The organism is Clostridium sp. KNHs214 (assembly GCF_000744935.1).
Lineage (GTDB): Bacteria > Bacillota > Clostridia > Clostridiales > Clostridiaceae > Haloimpatiens.
Genome location: NZ_JQMW01000009.1, coordinates 1,228,827 through 1,248,479 on the forward strand (window position 1 = coordinate 1,228,827; position 19,653 = coordinate 1,248,479).

General features: G+C 29.2%; 16 protein-coding genes and 1 riboswitch. Of the genes, 5 read left to right on the forward strand and 11 right to left on the reverse strand.

Going from position 1 to position 19,653, the window contains the following annotated elements; translation table 11 throughout:
• Positions 1 to 192 precede the first annotated feature (192 nt).
• The 5 genes from thiT to CC89_RS08355 all read right to left on the reverse strand — a co-directional run bounded on the left by thiT (position 193) and on the right by CC89_RS08355 (position 5,736).
• On the reverse strand, positions 193 to 846 hold the full coding sequence (gene thiT, locus CC89_RS08335) for an energy-coupled thiamine transporter ThiT (protein ID WP_051931604.1): 654 nt from the start codon (positions 844 to 846) through the stop codon (positions 193 to 195).
• Between the two features lie 146 nt (positions 847 to 992).
• Positions 993 to 1,095, reverse strand: a riboswitch (TPP riboswitch).
• 81 nt (positions 1,096 to 1,176) lie between these two features.
• Complete coding sequence (locus CC89_RS08340; protein ID WP_035291016.1) at positions 1,177 to 1,752, reverse strand: ECF transporter S component; 576 nt, start codon at positions 1,750 to 1,752, stop codon at positions 1,177 to 1,179.
• A gap of 162 nt (positions 1,753 to 1,914) precedes the next feature.
• Positions 1,915 to 2,682 (reverse strand): prolipoprotein diacylglyceryl transferase, encoded by a 768-nt coding sequence (gene lgt / locus CC89_RS08345; RefSeq protein ID WP_035291017.1) that lies wholly within the window; start codon positions 2,680 to 2,682, stop codon positions 1,915 to 1,917.
• A 400-nt stretch (positions 2,683 to 3,082) separates the two neighbouring features.
• Complete coding sequence (gene cooS, locus CC89_RS08350; protein ID WP_035291018.1) at positions 3,083 to 4,999, reverse strand: anaerobic carbon-monoxide dehydrogenase catalytic subunit; 1,917 nt, start codon at positions 4,997 to 4,999, stop codon at positions 3,083 to 3,085.
• Between the two features lie 392 nt (positions 5,000 to 5,391).
• Entirely contained in the window at positions 5,392 to 5,736 is a 345-nt protein-coding gene (locus tag CC89_RS08355; RefSeq protein ID WP_051931606.1) for a hypothetical protein, read from the reverse strand.
• 405 nt (positions 5,737 to 6,141) lie between these two features.
• On the opposite strand from CC89_RS08355, the gene CC89_RS08360 reads away from it, so the two are divergent.
• Positions 6,142 to 8,172: a M4 family metallopeptidase gene (locus tag CC89_RS08360; RefSeq protein ID WP_051931608.1), complete on the forward strand. Its 2,031-nt coding sequence runs from the start codon at positions 6,142 to 6,144 to the stop codon at positions 8,170 to 8,172.
• A 109-nt stretch (positions 8,173 to 8,281) separates the two neighbouring features.
• Here the strand turns inward: CC89_RS08360 and CC89_RS08365 are convergent, their stop codons facing one another.
• The 5 genes from CC89_RS08365 to CC89_RS08385 all read right to left on the reverse strand — a co-directional run bounded on the left by CC89_RS08365 (position 8,282) and on the right by CC89_RS08385 (position 13,693).
• Positions 8,282 to 8,902 (reverse strand): response regulator transcription factor, encoded by a 621-nt coding sequence (locus CC89_RS08365; protein WP_035291019.1) that lies wholly within the window; start codon positions 8,900 to 8,902, stop codon positions 8,282 to 8,284.
• A complete protein-coding gene (locus tag CC89_RS08370) occupies positions 8,883 to 9,977 on the reverse strand; it encodes a sensor histidine kinase (RefSeq protein WP_035291020.1) in 1,095 nt (364 codons plus the stop codon). The genes CC89_RS08365 and CC89_RS08370 overlap by 20 nt, the downstream gene beginning before the upstream one ends.
• Positions 9,978 to 10,517: 540 nt before the next feature.
• A complete protein-coding gene (locus tag CC89_RS08375; protein WP_035291021.1) occupies positions 10,518 to 11,618 on the reverse strand; it encodes an ABC transporter permease in 1,101 nt (366 codons plus the stop codon).
• Positions 11,615 to 12,751, reverse strand: a complete 1,137-nt coding sequence (locus tag CC89_RS08380) for an ABC transporter permease (protein WP_035291022.1) — start codon at positions 12,749 to 12,751, stop codon at positions 11,615 to 11,617. The genes CC89_RS08375 and CC89_RS08380 overlap by 4 nt, the downstream gene beginning before the upstream one ends.
• A gap of 9 nt (positions 12,752 to 12,760) precedes the next feature.
• Positions 12,761 to 13,693, reverse strand: a complete 933-nt coding sequence (locus CC89_RS08385) for an ABC transporter ATP-binding protein (RefSeq protein WP_035291023.1) — start codon at positions 13,691 to 13,693, stop codon at positions 12,761 to 12,763.
• A 319-nt stretch (positions 13,694 to 14,012) separates the two neighbouring features.
• Here CC89_RS08385 and CC89_RS08390 point away from each other — a divergent pair, with 319 nt between their 5' ends.
• Genes CC89_RS08390 through CC89_RS08405 form a run of 4 tightly spaced genes read left to right on the forward strand, consistent with a single transcriptional unit; the run spans position 14,013 to position 17,571 of the window.
• Positions 14,013 to 14,729, forward strand: a complete 717-nt coding sequence (locus CC89_RS08390; protein ID WP_286161317.1) for an ATP-binding cassette domain-containing protein — start codon at positions 14,013 to 14,015, stop codon at positions 14,727 to 14,729.
• The gene (locus tag CC89_RS08395) at positions 14,722 to 15,678 is read left to right on the forward strand and encodes an ABC transporter permease (RefSeq protein ID WP_286161318.1); all 957 of its coding nucleotides are present in this window, start codon (positions 14,722 to 14,724) and stop codon (positions 15,676 to 15,678) included. The genes CC89_RS08390 and CC89_RS08395 overlap by 8 nt, the downstream gene beginning before the upstream one ends.
• A gap of 20 nt (positions 15,679 to 15,698) precedes the next feature.
• The gene (locus CC89_RS08400) at positions 15,699 to 16,796 is read left to right on the forward strand and encodes a sugar ABC transporter substrate-binding protein (protein WP_035291025.1); all 1,098 of its coding nucleotides are present in this window, start codon (positions 15,699 to 15,701) and stop codon (positions 16,794 to 16,796) included.
• The gene (locus tag CC89_RS08405) at positions 16,780 to 17,571 is read left to right on the forward strand and encodes a pseudouridine-5'-phosphate glycosidase (RefSeq protein ID WP_035291026.1); all 792 of its coding nucleotides are present in this window, start codon (positions 16,780 to 16,782) and stop codon (positions 17,569 to 17,571) included. The genes CC89_RS08400 and CC89_RS08405 overlap by 17 nt, the downstream gene beginning before the upstream one ends.
• Before the next feature lie 127 nt (positions 17,572 to 17,698).
• Here CC89_RS08405 and CC89_RS08410 read toward each other — a convergent pair whose 3' ends face one another.
• Positions 17,699 to 19,273 (reverse strand): ABC transporter permease, encoded by a 1,575-nt coding sequence (locus CC89_RS08410; protein ID WP_035291027.1) that lies wholly within the window; start codon positions 19,271 to 19,273, stop codon positions 17,699 to 17,701.
• Positions 19,274 to 19,653 lie beyond the last annotated feature (380 nt).

Sequence of the window (19,653 nt, forward strand, 5' to 3'; positions counted from 1 at the left end):
TCGTATAAAAATTATAGCATATAGTTAATTATGCTTTAATAGTAAACTTATAAAATTATAGTTCCAAAACATAAACAAAGTTCTAAGTTCGAATGAAATTTTAACTTCATCTGAAACTTAGAACTTGTTATAAATAGACTTATCTACTCTTATTAACCTATTTGATAAAAGAAATTCATTAAAAGCTTTTTATTAATACAACGAACTTGCAATTTGTGTTTTTATTCTTTTCACAGGAATTATAGCTAAAATTACAACAGCTATTATAGCCTCTGGAAGTAAATACGTTCCATTATATAATATGGAGTAAACCCATACATTTTGACCTTCTGCAGCCGAAGAAAAGAAAACAACTCCTGATAACACGTGACATATGAATCTTAACCCTATGCCAACTAATCCACCAATAAAAATATTATTTTTAAAATATCCTGCAAAGCCTAAAACTCCAAAAGCTAAAACATAGTCTAGTATAAGCTGTACTGGATGTACCACATATGGTCCTAAAATTAAATCAATTACGCCAAATATCACTCCTGCTAAACATCCCACTTTAGTACCATAAATATAAGCTATGAATATAATAGGAATCATGGAACCTAAAGTTACAGAACCTCCCATAGGCATTTTCATTATCCTAAACATTTTTAGTACAGTGGCTATAGCCACAGCCATAGATACATGAAGCATAATTTTTGTAGTTAATTTAGCTTTATTCATATGTATAATTACTGCAATTAAAATTATTATGGCTATTATGCTTATGTATATAACTGGATCTGAAGAAACTGTACTCAAAGCTTCCCCAAACTTTGGAGATTTAAATTTAAAATTAAACCAATTCATTAATAATTCCTCCTTCTATATTTTATTTTAACCTAATAAGTATTATTTAAATAAAATTCATTTATGATTATAATTTTAGATTAAATACTAATAACTTCATATATAACATAAAAAAATAAATACTGCTGAAAAACAGTATTTACTAACAATATCATATGCTGCTTTCCTACGCTGGTATTATCCAGATCAGGTATAAGGGATAGGATTAGCAAAATCCATCTCAGCTTTTAAGCACCCCTAGCACTCTATTCAAATTTCGATTTAATTATACACCATTTATAGTCATAATACAAATATGCTCAAAATCAAATTTACAAATTAACGTTAGAACTATTTTCTTTTGATATTTAACTTTCCTTGTAGTAATTTAATCAATGGTACTGCAATTAATATCCCTACAGTAACCTGTCCTATATTATTTGGAATACTTGCAAGTCCTAAAGCTAAAGCTTCACTATAAGTATCAACCTTAAACAATACAAATTTAACTAAAATTATCTTTGCTACAAAATATCCAAATACCATCCATGCACCTGCTACTACAAAGGCAAATATATTATTGATCATATTTTTACCTTCGTAATTTCCTCTATATGCAATTGTTGTAGCAATCAATGCCATTATGCCTTTTATTACAAACGTAAAAGGTACATAATATGCATAGCCAGATAATAAATCCGCCAAACTCATTCCTATAGCAGATGTTATAGCTCCTTTTTTTCTTCCGAATAAAATAGCTGCAAAGAATATCATACTATCTCCTAAATGGTCATATCCAATACCCATTACTGTTGGAATTTTTATAGACATAGTTGCTACACATATTATTGCAGTCATAAGAGCCATTTGTGTAAGTTCAATTGCCTTTGAACTACTGGTTTCATTTCTTACAATATTTTGTTTCATTACAGTTCCCCCCAATACTATATTTTAACTATAAGCTTTCTATATACTTACATAATATAATAAATAATTGGCAAAGGGAAATGTATGGATACGCTTTTTTCAATTATTAAAAGTTTTACATTATAAAAGTCTTATAATAATGTACTATTATATTTTTTCTTTTTATTTTTTCGTATTTGATAAAGACCTCTGTGAAATAATAAAAATTATCCAAATCATAATACCAATTAAACTAATAAATTGAGCAACTCTTATATTTCCTATCATAAGACTGTCCGTCCTTAACCCTTCAATTAAAAATCTTCCTATAGAATATAAACCAATGTATGTGAAAAATACTACTCCATTTTTTTTGCTTTTTCTTAATAAAATCATCAATATTAAAAATATTAGTAAATCCCATATAGATTCATACAAAAATGTAGGATGATAATATATTCCCTCTATATTCATACCTTTTTGGATAAACTCAGGAAATTGCTTTATAAAATCATAGCTAACAGGTCCACCATGTGCTTCTCCATTAAAAAAATTTCCCCATCTACCTATAGATTGAGCCAATATAACAGATGGAAACGCTACATCCGCAAATTTAATAAAACTAATTTTTTTTCTTTTTGTGTATATTAATGCAGCAACTACTGAAAAAATAATTCCTCCATGGATAGCAAGTCCACCTTGCCTTATATTAAATGCATCCATAAGATTATTTTTGTAGCTTTCAAATTCAAATAATACATAATATAGCCTGGCCCCTATAATAGCTATTGGAAAAGTAATAAGAACCATATCTAGCAAGTTATCATAATCTATATTTCTCCATTTACAATTAACCTTTGCCACTAACAGTCCTATTATAATTCCAATGGATATTAGTATTCCATACCACCTTATATCAAAACCTAAAATTGAAAATGCAACTGGATTCATAATTTCACATCCTTTCTCTTCTCAATTCTATAATATTTTATATAAATTTTCTACACAAAATAACAAAGTTCATCATTTAATTGTAACATCTGTGATACTATCTGCAATAAAATCTAATCATTTGATCTATATGTCATATCAAATAATACTTATTAATGTATTAAATTTTTTAACATACTAAATCTCTTTATACATTAATTACTAGTATGTTAACTTGTTAAACTCTTAAAAAAGAGACTATAATTTTGAATTAAACTCAATTCACCATATAGTCCCTCTTTTTATTAATAGATATACAAAATTAGCATAAATTTATTCTGTAATTTTGATATTTTTACATATTTTTCATAATAGTGTTTAAAATTTTAAGTATTTACTTAGAAATTGCTTATACAGATATTTAGCTTAATCCTAATTTTCTTCTCTTATTCACAATATGTTCCTCTATATTATTTGCTACTTCTATAGGATTATCTCCAAGAGCAACCTTACCTCCAGTTATTTCCTCAACATCTTCAGTCAATAGTTTCACAAGTTTAGGAGCTCCTGTCATAAATGGCACCGGTGATAAATGAGTATATGCACCATAAGCCACTGCAAATATTCCATCTATAGTAGCCTTTTGCTCCATCCATTCTGGAGCAGTCACTGCTATTGGAAGCTCTGATATATCTAAATCCATATGGTCTGCAAGCGCAGTTACAAGCATTGATATTCTTCCAGTATCTGTACAAGTTCCAAAGCTTAATACTGGAGGAATTTTCAAAAGGTTGCAAACTTCTTTTAATCCTTCTCCAGCTATATTATTAGCTGCTTCTAAAGTGCAAAGCCCAGCCACCTCTAATGCGTGATTTCCGCAGCCTCCAGCAACTACTAATATATCTTTTTTAATTAATTCCTTTGTAAGATTCACTGTATTCCAATCCTGAGGCCCATTTCTCAATGTTGAACAATTCGCTAACGCTACTACCCCTTTAATTTTACCAGCAGCAATTACGTCTACTAATGGATCAAGTTTATTTCCAAGGGCTTTTAAGACCGCTTCAGTAGAGAATCCTGCAATAGCCTTTTGAGTAATTTTAGGAACCATTGGTTTAACTTTATCTTTACGCTTTTTAAAATTTTCTATTGCTAAATCAATAAGTTTATCTGCCATAGCATCCACTTTTTCAGGATCATATGGAATCTTATGCTGTAAACCTGGTAAATCTATAATAGTGCTTATGCTCACTAGCGTTGCCTGGTATTTTTCAGCATAGTGGTCTATAGCTGGTGGTGAACAGTTTTCTTCCATAGCAAGAACATCCACTGTGCCTGTAGCTAAAAGTGGCTCTATAGTTAACCAGTTACCCATCAACCCTACAAAAACATCGTCTACTTCAAATCTCTGTAGTAATTCTTGCCCTGTTTCAATAGAACCTACTACTCTAAGCCCTTTCGCCCCCGCTGCTCGAGCCTTTTCTTGAACTTCAGTCATTTTAGCTTTTTGTATTGTAGCCGCTCCACCCCAAGGTTGGTGTCCATTAAATACTATATTTACATACTCTGGCTCCATAATACCTAAGTCTACATTTACCTCATGTGGCATAGGTGTTCCGAATAAAATATCTTGCACCATTTCAAGCCCAATTTGTGAATTATATATAGTAGCTATTCCTAAACGCAAAGCTTTCGCTGCTAAGGATTTGTAACTTCCATCTACATTGGTTAAACAACTAGCCACACAGTTTTGCTCCTCGTGAACTGTCCCAGCAGGATATATATTTAATTTTCTCCAAACCTCTTTTCTTTTTTTTGGAGCAAATGCTTCTACCATAAGGTTTTTTTGCTCTGTATCTACTTTCTGCTGGTCTTCTAGTAATTCTGCTAATTGTATAGCCATTTTGTTTATGTCTCCACTTACTTCAATTCCTAGTTTTTCACACATCCATTTTAATTTATCCGTATCTTTAATTGTAAATGGTGTCTTTCCTTCTCCTGTAGCCTTCAATGTACGAAAAGCTTCATAAGCATGATGACTATATGTACCTGCACCCATTATGTTTTTTAATAAGAAATTTCTCATAGCCATAGCATCTGGCCCAATGCCACATACACCTTTATCCTGTCCGCTTTTTTCACTTATTCTACATGGTCCTTGAGAACATAACTGACAACTTAATCCCTGTAGACAAAATTTACAACGAATCTTTTCCTGTAGTGTCCATCTATCAAATACATTGGACATCCCATCTTCTCTTATACGTTTTAACATTTCTTCAACTGAATCATGATAACTTACACGACCTTCTGTTTTTTCTAATATATCCTTATTCATAATTTATTATAGCTTTATAAAATCTATAAAAATATAAATAACATATAAATATTACAACTATAGATTTTATTCATACACATAATCCCTTAAACAAAGATTACATTTAACTATGATTAGTGTACATAATAGCATATACAATGCTATACCATCAGCCAATGGTGCGTTGTCACCTCCCTCATAAAACAAAACTTTATTAATTATATCTACAATATATTTTCAATTTTATTCTATGTATTTAAAGATTACTTATACATCAATATATTATTTTTTTTATCCATAAATATTTAAAGCAAATAACTCTAGCACACAAAAATTAACTCAATGCATTCTAGAGTTATATATAATTATTTATAAAATTTTTATTATTAATGATACTTTTATAGTAAATCCTATTAATTAAAATATTTAATCTTTGTATTTTCATATTTAATTCCAGCAGATGCAAAACTTATCGCTGCTGAAAAAAGAGAAATTCCCAATGTAATATAAAAAGTTCCTAAGTACAGTGATGGTATAATATCAGCTCTTTTTAAAGAAATACCAGCAGTTATCATAAATGCCATGATAATAAAACCTTTAGTATCAAAAAATGAGAAAATACAAAGTTTTTCTTTTTGAGAGTTAACTATTCTCCTTGTATGCTTTTTATACATTTTGTAAAAGACACTTTTAAAAAAGAAATATGCTCCAATCAATCCTATAATCATGTTTATCCAATATTTATCTGTACTTTTCATCAAATCTTTAATTCCTATTCCTAAAATTCAGAAGAAATAGTTAACGATGATTTTTGATATTTTTTCTTTCTTAATATATTCCATTATTTTTTTAATGTAATTAAATAAAAATTTAAAGTTTTTATTTTTTTTAGAAGGAATATTAAAAGATACGTAGAATAGTTAATGTAATAAATTGCCTCAATTGCCTTTAAATATTAATAACTAGTCTTATAAGTCATAACTTTCTCACTTATATAAATGCTTTTTCTGTATTTTTAATTTACTAGTCTCTTAAAAATCATATGCTGGTACTTTAATTTTTTAACATAACATTAAATTTAAATGGAAAGGTGGTGTTTACCCATGTACCACATAGCTTATATAAACGAAAAAATAAAAAATTATTTTTAGGAGGTTATATTAATGAAAAAATTGTTTGTTTTTTCACTTACTTCTGTATTTTTGCTAAATTCTGTAATAGCTAGTGCTGTCCCAGCTGGAACTGACTTAATTAAGTCATCAGACAAAGAAGCAAAAAAAGTAAAAATAATTGAAAAGTTCAATAAGAAATCAATAAAATCAGGAAAAGAATTTAAAATCTATTTAAATGAAGCTAATGGAACTCCTAACTTTATTTTTGGAGACTTATCAGAAAATCACGTAAATACCTCAGAAGACGCTGAGAATTTTATGACTCAAAATAAAGATATATTCAAACTAGAAACCGGTAACTTTGTAAATGAAAGTATAGAATCAGATAAACTTGGCATGAAACACTATAAAAATAAACTAGTTGTAGATGGAATTCCTGTATATGGTTCAGAAGTTATACTCCATGCAGATGATAATGGTAACGTATATGCCATAAATGGCAATGTAAAAAGTGACGTTACCGTAAAAAATTGGAGTAAGGAATTTAAACTAAATGCTAAAAAAGCTATTAAAACAGCTGAAAATTCTTTAGATCTTAAAGGAAAAACTATAGAGTACACTGCTAATCCAAAAGCAGAACCTTATATATATAACAAAGATGGCAATTGGATTCCAGTATATCATGTTACAATGCAATTCTTAAGCCCATTCCCTGGCAATATGAAAGTTTTCGTGAATGCTACAAATGGTAGTATCGTATCTTCAAAAAATTTAATTAAAACATCTGCTACTACTGGTACAGGCGTAGGATTATATGGAACAAGAAATCTAAATCTTGACTTAATAAATAATCAATACTATATGAGGGATTTAACAAAAAACACAAGAATAGAAACCTATACTGCTAATTATGGTTCATATTTACCAGGAACAGTAGTAAACGATACAGATAATAAATTTGATTCATCATCGCAATTTGATGCAGTAGATGTTCACTATAATTCAGGTGCCGTTTACGATTTCTACAAAAACAACTTTAATAGAAACAGCTTTGACGATAATGGTACTACTATTAAATCTACAGTTTTATATAGAGACCCAAGATATCCTAATGAACCTTTTGATAATGCATTTTGGAACGGAAGTCAAATGGTCTATGGAGATTGCAGCGGCACATATTTTGCACACATAGGTTCAGCTCTTGATGTAGTCGGTCATGAATTTACTCATGCAATTACAGATAGAACTGCTAATTTAGAGTATGAATATCAATCTGGTGCTTTAAATGAATCTTTCTCAGACGTATTCGGATATTTTATTGAAGGAGAAAATAACGATTGGTTAATGGGAGAAGATTGTTATACCCCAAATACACCTGGAGATGCTTTAAGAAGCTTAGCTGACCCTACTTTATATGACCAACCTGCCCACATGGATAATTATAGAAATCTTCCAAACACTCAACAAGGTGATTGGGGCGGCGTTCATATTAACAGCGGTATTCCTAACAAAGCTTTCTACCTTGCAGCAACATCAATTAATGACAATTCTAAGCTTCAACAAATTTACTACAGAGCTTTAACTTTATATTTAACACAATATTCTCAATTCATCGATGCTAAAAATGCGCTAGTACAAGCTGCCACTGATTTGTATCCAGGAACAACAATATCTCAAAAAATATCTGATGCATTTGCACAAGTTGGTATAGGACAAGCTACATCAGATAATGACACATATGAATCAAACAACACACTTTCTACAGCTTATGGTCCAATAGTTAGCGGAACTTCCTATAAATCATATATCTACTCACCAACAGATATTGATTATTTCTACTTCAATACTTCAAGAACTGGAACTATAACTGTAAGTTTAACAAATCTTCCAAAGGATTATGATGTATATCTATTAAATTCATCTGGAAAAGTGGTTGCTAGATCAACAAATGGAGGAACTTCCAATGAGTCAATATATTATAATGCTAGAACAACAGGTAAGTTCTATGTGAAAATCGTAGGCTATGGTGGTGCAAATAGCCAAACTGGAGCTTATTCATTAAATGTAAATTATCCAAGATAATATATACTATGAACTACTAATGTATTTAGAAGTCCCAAAGATAGAATCATCCCATATTTTTGGGGCTTCTTTTATTAAAATTTAAACATTAAATTTTTTTGCTCTTTATTTAGTAATTCTTCAAATAGTATATGGCAAGTTGAGTTCTATCTCTTAATTGTAACTTTTCAAGCAAATTTGTTACATAATTTCTTACAGTGCCTTCACTTAAATAAAGCTCTTTTGAAATTTCTTTATTTGATAATCCCGCTCCTATAAGTTTTAAAATTTCAAATTCTCTTTCACTTAAAGGAATTTTATTTTCACATTTTTTATTGCTCTCAATCATACACATTATAGAATTCAAAATCTCGCTTTGAAATACACCATTACCATTATAAACCGTCCTAATACTTTCTATAATACTATCTGCTGACTGATTCTTTAATATATACCCTTCTGCTCCATTTTTTATAGCCTCTGCTATATACTCATCATCTTTAAAAGTAGTTAAAATAATAACTTTAATATTAGGATTTTCACTCTTAATTTCTTTTGTAGCTAGAACCCCATCTAAAATAGGCATTCTAACATCCATAAGCACTATATCAGGATTTTTCTCTCTACAAATTTCTATTGCCTCTCTGCCATTTGAAACAGTACTTACAACTTCAATATCCTCTTCTATATCTAGAATTAATTTAAGGCTATCCCTTATTAATCCATCATCATCAGCTATTATAATCTTCAAAAATATTCACCCCCATACTCTCCATAGGAATAACACAAACTATTAAAAATCCATCATTAGTATCTATAGATATACTTCCCCCTAAATTTTTTATTCTCTCTTTCATACCACTTATGCCTAAACCTTCTTGTATATGCTCACATCCTATACCATTATCTTTTATATAAAGCCTTATATACTTTTGATTAGTTTCTAACTTTATATTGATATTATCTGCCTTGGAATGTTTGGAAGCATTAGTTAATGCCTCTCTTATATTTGTAGCTATGATCTCCATTACATTAGATGGTATGTTATTAAAATTTCCTCTATAATTAAAGTTAATTTTACAATAATTGAAGCTTTGTATTATTTTATTTATATAATTTATACCTATAGATTCTACTGGTTTTATATTGTGCACCGTTTCTCTTAAAAGTGATAGAGCTCTAGAAAGTTCATTCATAGATTTATCCAGTAGCTTGTCAGATTTTTCTCTGTCTCTATTTTTTATTTTAGCTGCTGCTTGTAATTGCATATAAATACCTGCAATATTGTGTCCCACTGTATCATGTATATCTCTTGCTATTCTATTTCTCTCTCTAATTTCCGCTAAATGCTCTATTTCTATATAAGATGTAATAAGCCTATTTTTGGTACCCTCCAGTTCATATCTCATCCTTCTTTCAGAATCATATAATTCCCTATGTTTTTTCTGCTCTTTTATATATTTAGTATAAATATACCCATAAAGATTAACCATAAAAAACAACAAGGTATTTATAGGTATTTGATGAGGATTAGAATCTATGGCTATAGGTACAATAAATAGTAATCCAAAGTAGTTTTCCCTTTTTATTAATTCATAAGAACAAGGAGCTAGGAAAATAATAAAATCTTTTATATAAAAGCTTATAATAATAATTATTATTGCTTCTAAAAATATAAACATTTTGGACTTAAGATATCTATCTATTAAAATATCCATAATAGTCACTATTAAAATAGATGTAATAAAAAAATAGGATACATTCATTTTTATTATGCCAGTAATGATTATAAAACTATAAAAGCTTAACTTAAATATATATTTCATAATATACCCACCTTTAATAATAGGTTCTAATTATTTTTATGAAAAGCTATATCATAATATCTATATTACAGGATATTTGAAAAGTTATCCAGTAGCTTAAGTATTATACACTTTAATTTATTATGCCTGCTTTAGTTAAATACTGAACTTTCACACATTAAAGTTCAAGCTCTACATTAGATTAATAAGGGTTTTTAATTTAAAATTTAGAATGTAAGATAGGAATTTTTAGAATAGGTAAGAGGTAAAAAGTAAGAGTTCTTGAAAAAAATTCAGCAAGGCTAAATTTTCAGCACAACTATTAATAGATGGTCTCATTTATTCACAAATTAATTATAAAAAACTCTTTGAGTTTTATCCTTAACTCTTACTTCTTAGCTATTACCTACTACTTATCTGCAAATTTTATATTTTTATTTTATAACTGCGAAAGTTGAATTAAATACTTTATATAAGTTTTAAATATTAGTATAATTTTTTAAGATTTTTAACTAATAAGGCAGGAAATCTAGTTTCCTGCCAATTTATTTTACAACTGTTTTAAATCACCACATCCTTCTTTCGCCATGAAGCTAAAAGCAAAAATACAACAGTAAAAAGCATTAATATTGATATCTCTGGCAATATATCATATAAACTATCTCCATACATAAGTTTTTCTGCTGCCTCTAGCACCCATGTTATAGGTATAAATTTAGATATATTTTGCAATATCTGTGGCATAATATCTCTAGGCCAAAAACATCCTCCAAGCATAGCCATTGGCGTGACTGTAAGATTTGAAATAGTTGACGCTGTTCTCATATCCTTAGCATTACTAGAAATAAATAACGCAAAAGCTACAACCAATATTGAAAAAATTATAAACAAGGAAAACATATTTATTACAGATGGAAATTTCATATTCATTACCCCCATCATAAACATGAATATTGCTATTACTTGTATTATAAGCACCACTAAAAAACTCAAGAGATTTTGCAAAGTATAGTTTTTGGGCTTAATTGGACCTGTAAATATTCTATAATATACTTTTGTTTGTTTATCCTTTAATATAATTGGAGTAATATTAGCCCCTAACATTAACATATTAAACGCTAAAAATCCTAAAGAAAATAAAGTATTCTTTTTGCCTACTGAATCATTACCCTTATGATATCTTAATTCAAACAATCCTTCTTCATATTTATCCATAGCTTTATAGAAAAGTTTTTCATTTCCTTTAGAGGATCTTCCTATAGTCTTTGCCGTCCCAATAAAACTTTCTATACTTAATTTGGGCGCCATAGACGAATTTTTACCATTTATTGTAAATCCTTTTATATTTACATCTTTTCCCTCTATTAAGTTTTTGGTAAACCCCTTAGGAATTTGGATTACATAGTCACTTTTAAAATTAATTAAAGCTTCCTTTGCTTCAGATTCCTTTAAATAATTTATTTTATTTTCCTTACTTAATTGTTCTATAAGAATTTTTGTAAGTTTAGTCCTATCCTGATCAATAACTCCAATATAAAATTTACCTCCACCATTATTAAACTTCATAATAAAAAATATAAGAATTATTGGAAAAATAACCATAAATAAAAGGTTAGTTTTTGATTTAAATATCCTCTTTAAATTATTTCTAAATATAGTCATTGCAAAGGCCTCCTTCTTTCTGCTGCTATAGATATAACCATACATAATGCTATTCCAATCCACATGGTTAAAATACTAAAATTGACTAATTTTATATTTGAACCGTATATTAAATTGAACATTGCATTATGAGCCATACCGTTTGGTACAAACTGTACTATCTTATGGTAAACCCCACTATTACTGGAAATTTTTGTATACCCTCCAGATATAAATGTAAAAATTACAATGAACATATTTAAGATTCCATTGGCTTTTTCATCTTTTCTAACCAATGTGCCTACTGTCATTCCTATAAAATTACATAGTACCGCCATGCTAAATATAATAAATACTATCAATCCTATATTACTGCCATAGTTAGCTTTAAAAGCATATTTTGCAATGAGCATTAATATTAATCCTTCAAGAAATACTGTTAATACCGATGCACTAATATATCCAATTAAAATTTCTATTTTTTTTGTTGGAGTATTCTTAACTCTTTTTCCCTCTTCATTATATATTTCTCCTGTAGCATACCTTCCATAAAGCGAACCATACATAAGTGTCATAACCAGCATGGTTACAGCATAATAGTCTATAGCTTCTGGGATTTTACCACTAATATCAATAGATGAATCAACTATGGTGCTTTTATCCACTACATAGTTTCCCTTTCCCCCTATAGTGTAAGAAGCATAAACTGAATTTTCTCCATTTACAAATCCTTTTAAAACATTTTTTACAACTTCCGTTTGTATATTAGTTCTTTCATTATATAAATGTATACCCACCTTTTTACCACTTTTTATATTTTCCGTAGAATCTTTATCTATATATATAAAAGCACTTTTATCATCAGCTTTTATACTTTCTATTCCCTCTTTTTTACTTTTCACCTTTTTCGCTTCTACCATATCCTTTAATTCATGGGATGTGATATATTTTTCAAAATTTTCAGAAGCAACACTTGTATCTCCACTATAATAGTATACCCTTGCTTTTCCTATATCCCCAGGCGCATATTCACTTTTTAAAGCAGTACCAAGGATTAGTATAAGGATTACAGGAAGAAGCAGCATATTAGCTAAACTTTTTCTATCTCTAAAATTTCTTTTCAAATTATAAAATATTATATATAAAATCTTCATAGCTACCCCCTAATTTCTTAACTTTCTACCTGTAAGAGTTAGAAACACACCTTCTAAAGTTGGCTTATCCACATTTATTTTATTTATATCTATACCATTATTTACAATAGCATCTATTATTGCCCCTAGGTTCTTACTGTTTTTATTTGATACCACTTCCATAGAATTTTCATCTACAATACAATCCTTTACCCCTGGTATTTTTTTTATATTTTCTACTATGGTATAGTTAACGCCAGAAAGTTCCATGGTTATTTTATCTTCTGTAGAAATAAGTGCCTTCAATTCTTCATTTGTACCTCTTGCAATTATCTTCCCTTTATCCATTATTACTATTTCATCACATATCTCTTCTATTTCTTCCATGTAATGAGAAGTATATATTACCGTTGACCCCATTTGGTTTAATTTTTTTACAGAATTTAATATATGCTTTCTGGATTGCGGATCTATTCCTACTGTAGGTTCATCCATAATTATTAATTTAGGCTTATGCACTATAGCACAAGCAATGTTAAGTCGCCTCCTCATTCCACCGGAATACTCATTGGGATAATCTTTTCTTCTATCCCAAAGCCCAGTAAACTCTAAAGCTTCTTTTACACCATTCTTTAATTTTTCACCCTTAAGTCCATACAATCTACCAAAAAAAGTGACATTCTCATAAGCCTTTAAATCCTCGAATAAAGCAATATCCTGAGGTATAATGCCTATCTGAGCTTTTATCTCCATTTCATTTGCCCATAATTCTTTACCAAAAACTTTTATTTCACCTGAGTCTATTTTTGAAAGACCTATTATAGTATTTATAGTAGTGGTTTTACCAGCACCATTAGGTCCTAATAATCCAAATATCTGTCCTTCCTTTATAGCTAAACTGGCATTATCCACTGCTAAAAATTCTCCATATCTTTTTACTAAATTTTTTATTTCTAGTATCATAATATCCCCCTCTTTCTACAATCTTTATCTGTAATCTAATAGCTCAAATGGCACATATCCTATAAGTTAAATATGCATTACTGCTTCTATAATATTATAGTACTAAAATTACCAGCTTCATTATAGTGATAAAAATAATAAATATAGGATGACATTTGTCACATTTTCATTAATAACCTTTAATTAAGTAAAAAAATACCTATTAGCATAACAAGTAGATTACCTATTATTTATTGAAAATATCTCTTTGATTTATAAGTCGAAAAATGTTACTATTTGTAAGAGGTGAGACAATGTGTATGGAAATTTAATGATTTCTATGGAAAATATAATTAAGAATTTTGGGCATGTTCAAGCATTGAGAGGTGCCAATTTTTACGCTCATAAAGGCAAGGTTACTGCTTTAGTTGGAGACAATGGCTCTGGTAAAAGCACACTTATTAAAATTCTTTGCGGTATTTTATACCCTGACAAAGGTACTATAAACATTAATAATAAAAGTTTTAAATACCTTACACCTAAAAAGGCCATACAAAATGGTATATCTTCCGTATATCAAGATTTAGCTCTTGATAATGAAAAAGATTGTTCTGGTAATATTTTTCTTGGTAGAGAAAAAACAAAGTTTGGATTTTGGCTAGATAAAAAACGCATGGAAAAAGAGACCGAATCTTTACTTAACAATCTTAATATAAATATTCAAGATATAACATTACCTGTTGGATATCTTTCTGGTGGACAACGTCAAGCTCTTGCCATAGCTCGTGCTATTCATCAAAATACAGATATTATAGTTTTAGATGAACCCACTTCAGCTATGGGGCTTAAGGAAACTAATGCGGTTATGGATATTATACATTCCCTAAAAGATATGGATAAAACTATAATAATTATCAGCCATAATCTTTTTCAAGTTTTTGATATAGCGGATTATGTCTGTGTTATGAAATCTGGAAGATGTGGAAATCCTATTTTAACTAAGGAAAGTACCCCTGAACACATTAATAGGCTAATTGTTGGAGGTTATGATGAATAAGTCTTTTAAATTTTTTGCAAAACACTCTTCGCAGATATTGCTTTTATGTGTGCTTTTTATATTATGCATTTTTTTTAATTGTAATTCTAAATTCTTTCTCACTTCTAAAAATATCTATAATATTTTCGAATCCGTATCTATTTACTTAATCTTAGCAATTGGCATGAATTTTGTTATTGCCTCTGGTGCAATCGATTTATCTGCTGGTTCCATGGTTTCATTATGTGGAGTAATTATGGCACTTTCCATGCATATGGGTATTTCTGTAAAATTGTCAATTACTATAGGTATCCTTTCTGGTACTATTATGGGATTTCTTAATGGCGCTGCCATACATTTTACATCTATTAACGCTTTTGTTATTACCCTGGCCACAGCTTCTATTTATAGGGGGTTAGCTTTAATTCTTACAAAAGGAATTCCCATAACAAAATTTCCCAATGATTTTTTATTTTTCGGGAAAAGCCAAGTTGATAAAATCAACCCTTCTATTATAATTGCAATTATTGTATTTATAGTTTCAATGATATTAATGCATAAGGTTAAATGGGGTCAATACATAAAAGCATTGGGTGGAAATAAATCTGCTCTTCAGCGTGTTGGTGTTAAGTGTGGGATTTATAGAATTACATGTCATATGGCTTTAGGCATACTTGCCTCATTAGTTGGATTAATTATAACAGCTAGGCTTAATTGCGCTGAAGCAAATGCAGGTTTAGGAATGGAACTAGATTCTATAACTGCTGTTATTATGGGCGGAACTTTAATGAGTGGTGGAAATGCAAAACTTTTTGGCACAGCCATTTCCGTTTTATTATTAGGCGTTATTCGAAATGGTTTAACAATTCTTAGTGTTTCATCTTATTATCAACAATTTTTCATAGGTATTCTTTTATTTTTTTCTGTTGTTTTTGCAGAATTTCGTAAAAGAAAAAAGATTCAAATATAATAACAAAGGAGAATTAAAAAATGAAAAAACTTATTACATTATTTCTAGCTATTTTTATGTCATTAAGCGTAGTGGGCTGTGGCAACAATAACGAATCCAAAAAAAATACTAGCTCTGAGAAAAAAAATACTGTTCAAAGCAATAATTCAACCAATAAGGAAGCCTCAACAAAAAGCACTGCAATCCTTAAGCAAATGGAAGAAGATCTTACTAAACAATTAGGTTCTCTACCTACCAAAGGTAAAAATGAAAAAATTGGAGTGCTTATAATTTCTCTAACAAATCCATTTTGGGTTAATATGAAAGAGTGTTATGAAAATGCTGGTAAAAATCTTGGTATTAATGTAGAAGTTTTAACTGGAACTACAGAAGGTGATAAAGCTTCTCAACTTGAAACCTTAATGACCATGGCAACCAAGGACTATGATGCTATTATTGTATCTCCTATCGAAGGAACAAATCTTAATCCTGGAATTGTGAAATGCAATCAAAATGGTATTCCAGTTATTAATTTAGGCCCTGGTGTTGACACAGAAGCCTTAAAAAAGCTTGGCGGTAAACTTGATGGTAAAATAACAGTTGATTTTAAAGAACAAGGAAAAATGGTTGCAAAAGATATGATTTCTCGCATGGGTGGTAGTGGCGAAGTTGCTATTCTTCAAGGTTTAGCAGGTGCTGGCCAAAGTGAAGGCAGAACACTAGGAGCTAAAGAATACTTTCAAAGCAAAAAGGATGTAAAATTAGTAGCTACTCAACCATGTAATTGGGATGCTAATCTTGCTTTTGATGCAACAAAAACTATTGTACAAGCTAATCCTAAATTAAAAGGAATATTTGCTTGTAATGATGTTATGGCTCTTGCAGCTACTGAAGCATTAAAGTCTATAGGTAGAGACGATGTCCTTGTTTATGGTGTAGATTTTACAAAAGATGCTAAAGCTTCTATAAAAGAAGGCACTATGATGGGAAGTGTCACTTACTCTAGCCAAGTATATACAAAAGCTGCTCTTTTAATGGCCATGAAAGCTGCACAAGGTCATAAACTTTCTAAAGCGGTATATTCTCCGTTAACTCTTGTTACACAAGATAATATAAAAGACTATGAAAACTGGAAATAAACCTAATTTTTTAGTTGAAACAGCATTACTTACTCATGGTCTTTCTTCTATATGTAATGAGCAGCTAGTAAAATCCTGGGATAATACAGATTCTAACCTTGCATGGATAGAATCTGGGAATATAATTGTTGGGAATATTAATGAATTTTTAAACTTTAGAAATAGAGCAGATTCATTAATACGTATAGATTGTTTTTTACTGGAAAATACCTTGAAAGGAAAACTTTCAGGTGCCCTTACTGCCTCTGGTACTATGGCAGTTTGTGAAAAGTATAATATACCTTTAGCTGTAACCTGTGGCATGGGTGGAATTGGAGATATTAAAGGTGAAGAATTATGTCCTGACTTGCCAGCTATCTATAAATTGCCTGTAGCTTTAATTGCCACATCTCCTAAGGATATGCTGGATATAAAAGCTACTATTGAATGGTTGATGTCAAAGAATGTTACAGTGCTTGGATACAAAAGTGACTCATGCAATGGATTTATGTTTAATGGAGAAAAAGTTAAACTTTCTGGAGTTTATAATGGAGATTTTCTTCGTGGCAAAACTCTTCTTCTTAGACAAATACCAGTTAATAAACGATTAAAAAATTTAGAAATAATTGATTTAGCTATTAAGGCGGGTAAAGAAGCCGAGAAAAAAGGAATGTACTATCACCCTGCTGCAAATGCTGTTATAGACAAATTATCTAATGGCTTATCTTCACTATTACAACTTGAATCTCTAATAGTTAATAGAAACTGGGCTTATGAAATTACCCGTAAAATCTAAATTCTTTTATATAATAAAACAGTTAAAAGTACCCTTTAAAAATATATGCATAAAAAGAAACCATGCTAATCTTAAAGGGTACCTTTCAATACTTTATTTTTAATAATTTTCTAAACAATCAAAAACCTTAAAGCATGTATGGTGCAAAAACCATTAAAGTAAAAACAGAATCAAGTATTAAATAAGGCATAAATTTTGCTATTGGCATAGCATCTAAATCATCCTTATAATTCAAATAACCAAATACATAAAATATTAAGCTAATTATAAAACATATAAAAAATCCTAATAATACAGAAGAAAGCTGTTTAGGTAAATAAAACTTAAAATTCTTATAGTTAGTGATATAGATAGCCTCACATTTTATTAAAAATGTCATTATAGATACTGTAACAAATAAAATTTTCTTGGATTTTTCCTGTAATCTATATTCTAAAAAACTAATAATACTCATTACCATAACTGCAGGTAGTATCCATTTTAATCCTAGTATAATCACATAAATCAATGCATACATAAAGCCTTGTGCAGTATCTTGGGCAGATATTATTTTTTCTTCTTTTTTTGCGTTATTATTTTCCTTCTTAAAATCCTCTTTAGTAGATGTAAAATATACATCATAGCTCTCACTTTCTGGTACATAATCACAATATATTGCTGTATCCTCATTAATAGCGGCATTAGAGGATATTTTTGCTGATTTAGATACAAAATTTCCTACAGAAATTTCATTATCTTTTAAATAAAATTCTACTAAATCTTCATATTGCTTTTTTATACCAAAATATCTTGATACTTGGCCTAAGAATTTAGCTTTTCCATTTTCAGTAGAAATAAATTGTATATCTTTTACTTCGTCTATGCCTTGTAGGTTAACTATATTCATTGATTTCTTTTCCAAATTACTCAATTCAAAACTATATCGTTCTGTACTAAATCCTTTCTTTGTTTTTTTAAACATAATAAGGTAAGCGTATTTGTGGTCAAATCCTAAAGCAGTATTTAAAATACCTTGACCTAATGGTAAGTTTAAAGCACATAAATTTCTTAAGTCACTTATTTCTCCATTTTTATAATAACAAGATTTTATATACCCATCTTTTGTAATAAACATTAACATGTATTTATCCTTTGCAACTTCTACAGCCCTTAGTAAATTTGCTCCATTTACTTCAATAAATTTATTAGTATCTTTAATAAAATCTACTATTTCTATCTTTTTGTCATAAGCTCTTAAGAGTATTTTTTCATTCACTTGAAATGATTCATTAACACCATTTATTTTTCCTTCATTTATTTTGTTTAATCTATTATCTACTTCTACATAGTTTTCTGCATTCTCATTTAGTTTAATGCAATCCCAACTTATAAAATATCCTTGCTGCTTTTTTATAAAGCTCAGATTATTTATCATACTGCCATCAATAGATATTTCTTTGCTATTAATTAAATTTCCTAAATTATCTATTTGTAAAAATGTTAACTTATTACTGTTATTTAGTAATATCAAATATCCTTCTGAGTTTTTATAAAACCTAGGTGGAGATTTAACCTCAGCATTTGTTATCTTTTTACCTTTACCCCACTTTTCAGAAGGTGGTTCTTTATTTACATCAAAACTTAACTTATACTGTGATACTAAAATAAATACCATTAATATGACTGTTACCCATATAAAAGTTTTTTTCAACTTTTTATCCATTTTTACCCCCTATCTGGTATCATGTAATGGGAAATACATTACTGTAAATGTCATTTCATTTACCATAATTCTTTCCCAAAAACCCTTATTTAAAGTATAATAAAATTCTCTCTTTCTATATTTTTATATGATACCAATTAAATACAATATCTTTTCTATAATAATACTAAAATTGCCAATTTATTTGTAGTGATAAAAATAATAAATATACCATGACATTTGTCACCTTTTCATTAATAATTCTTTATGTAACTTATAAAAATGAAATTCCAGTAAAAATTTTATTTTTACTGGAATTTCACTTTTATATTATAATTATAGTGCATTACCTCATTTCAATAAGTAAAGTTAGACTATTTTTCATCAACTCTCTACTCTTT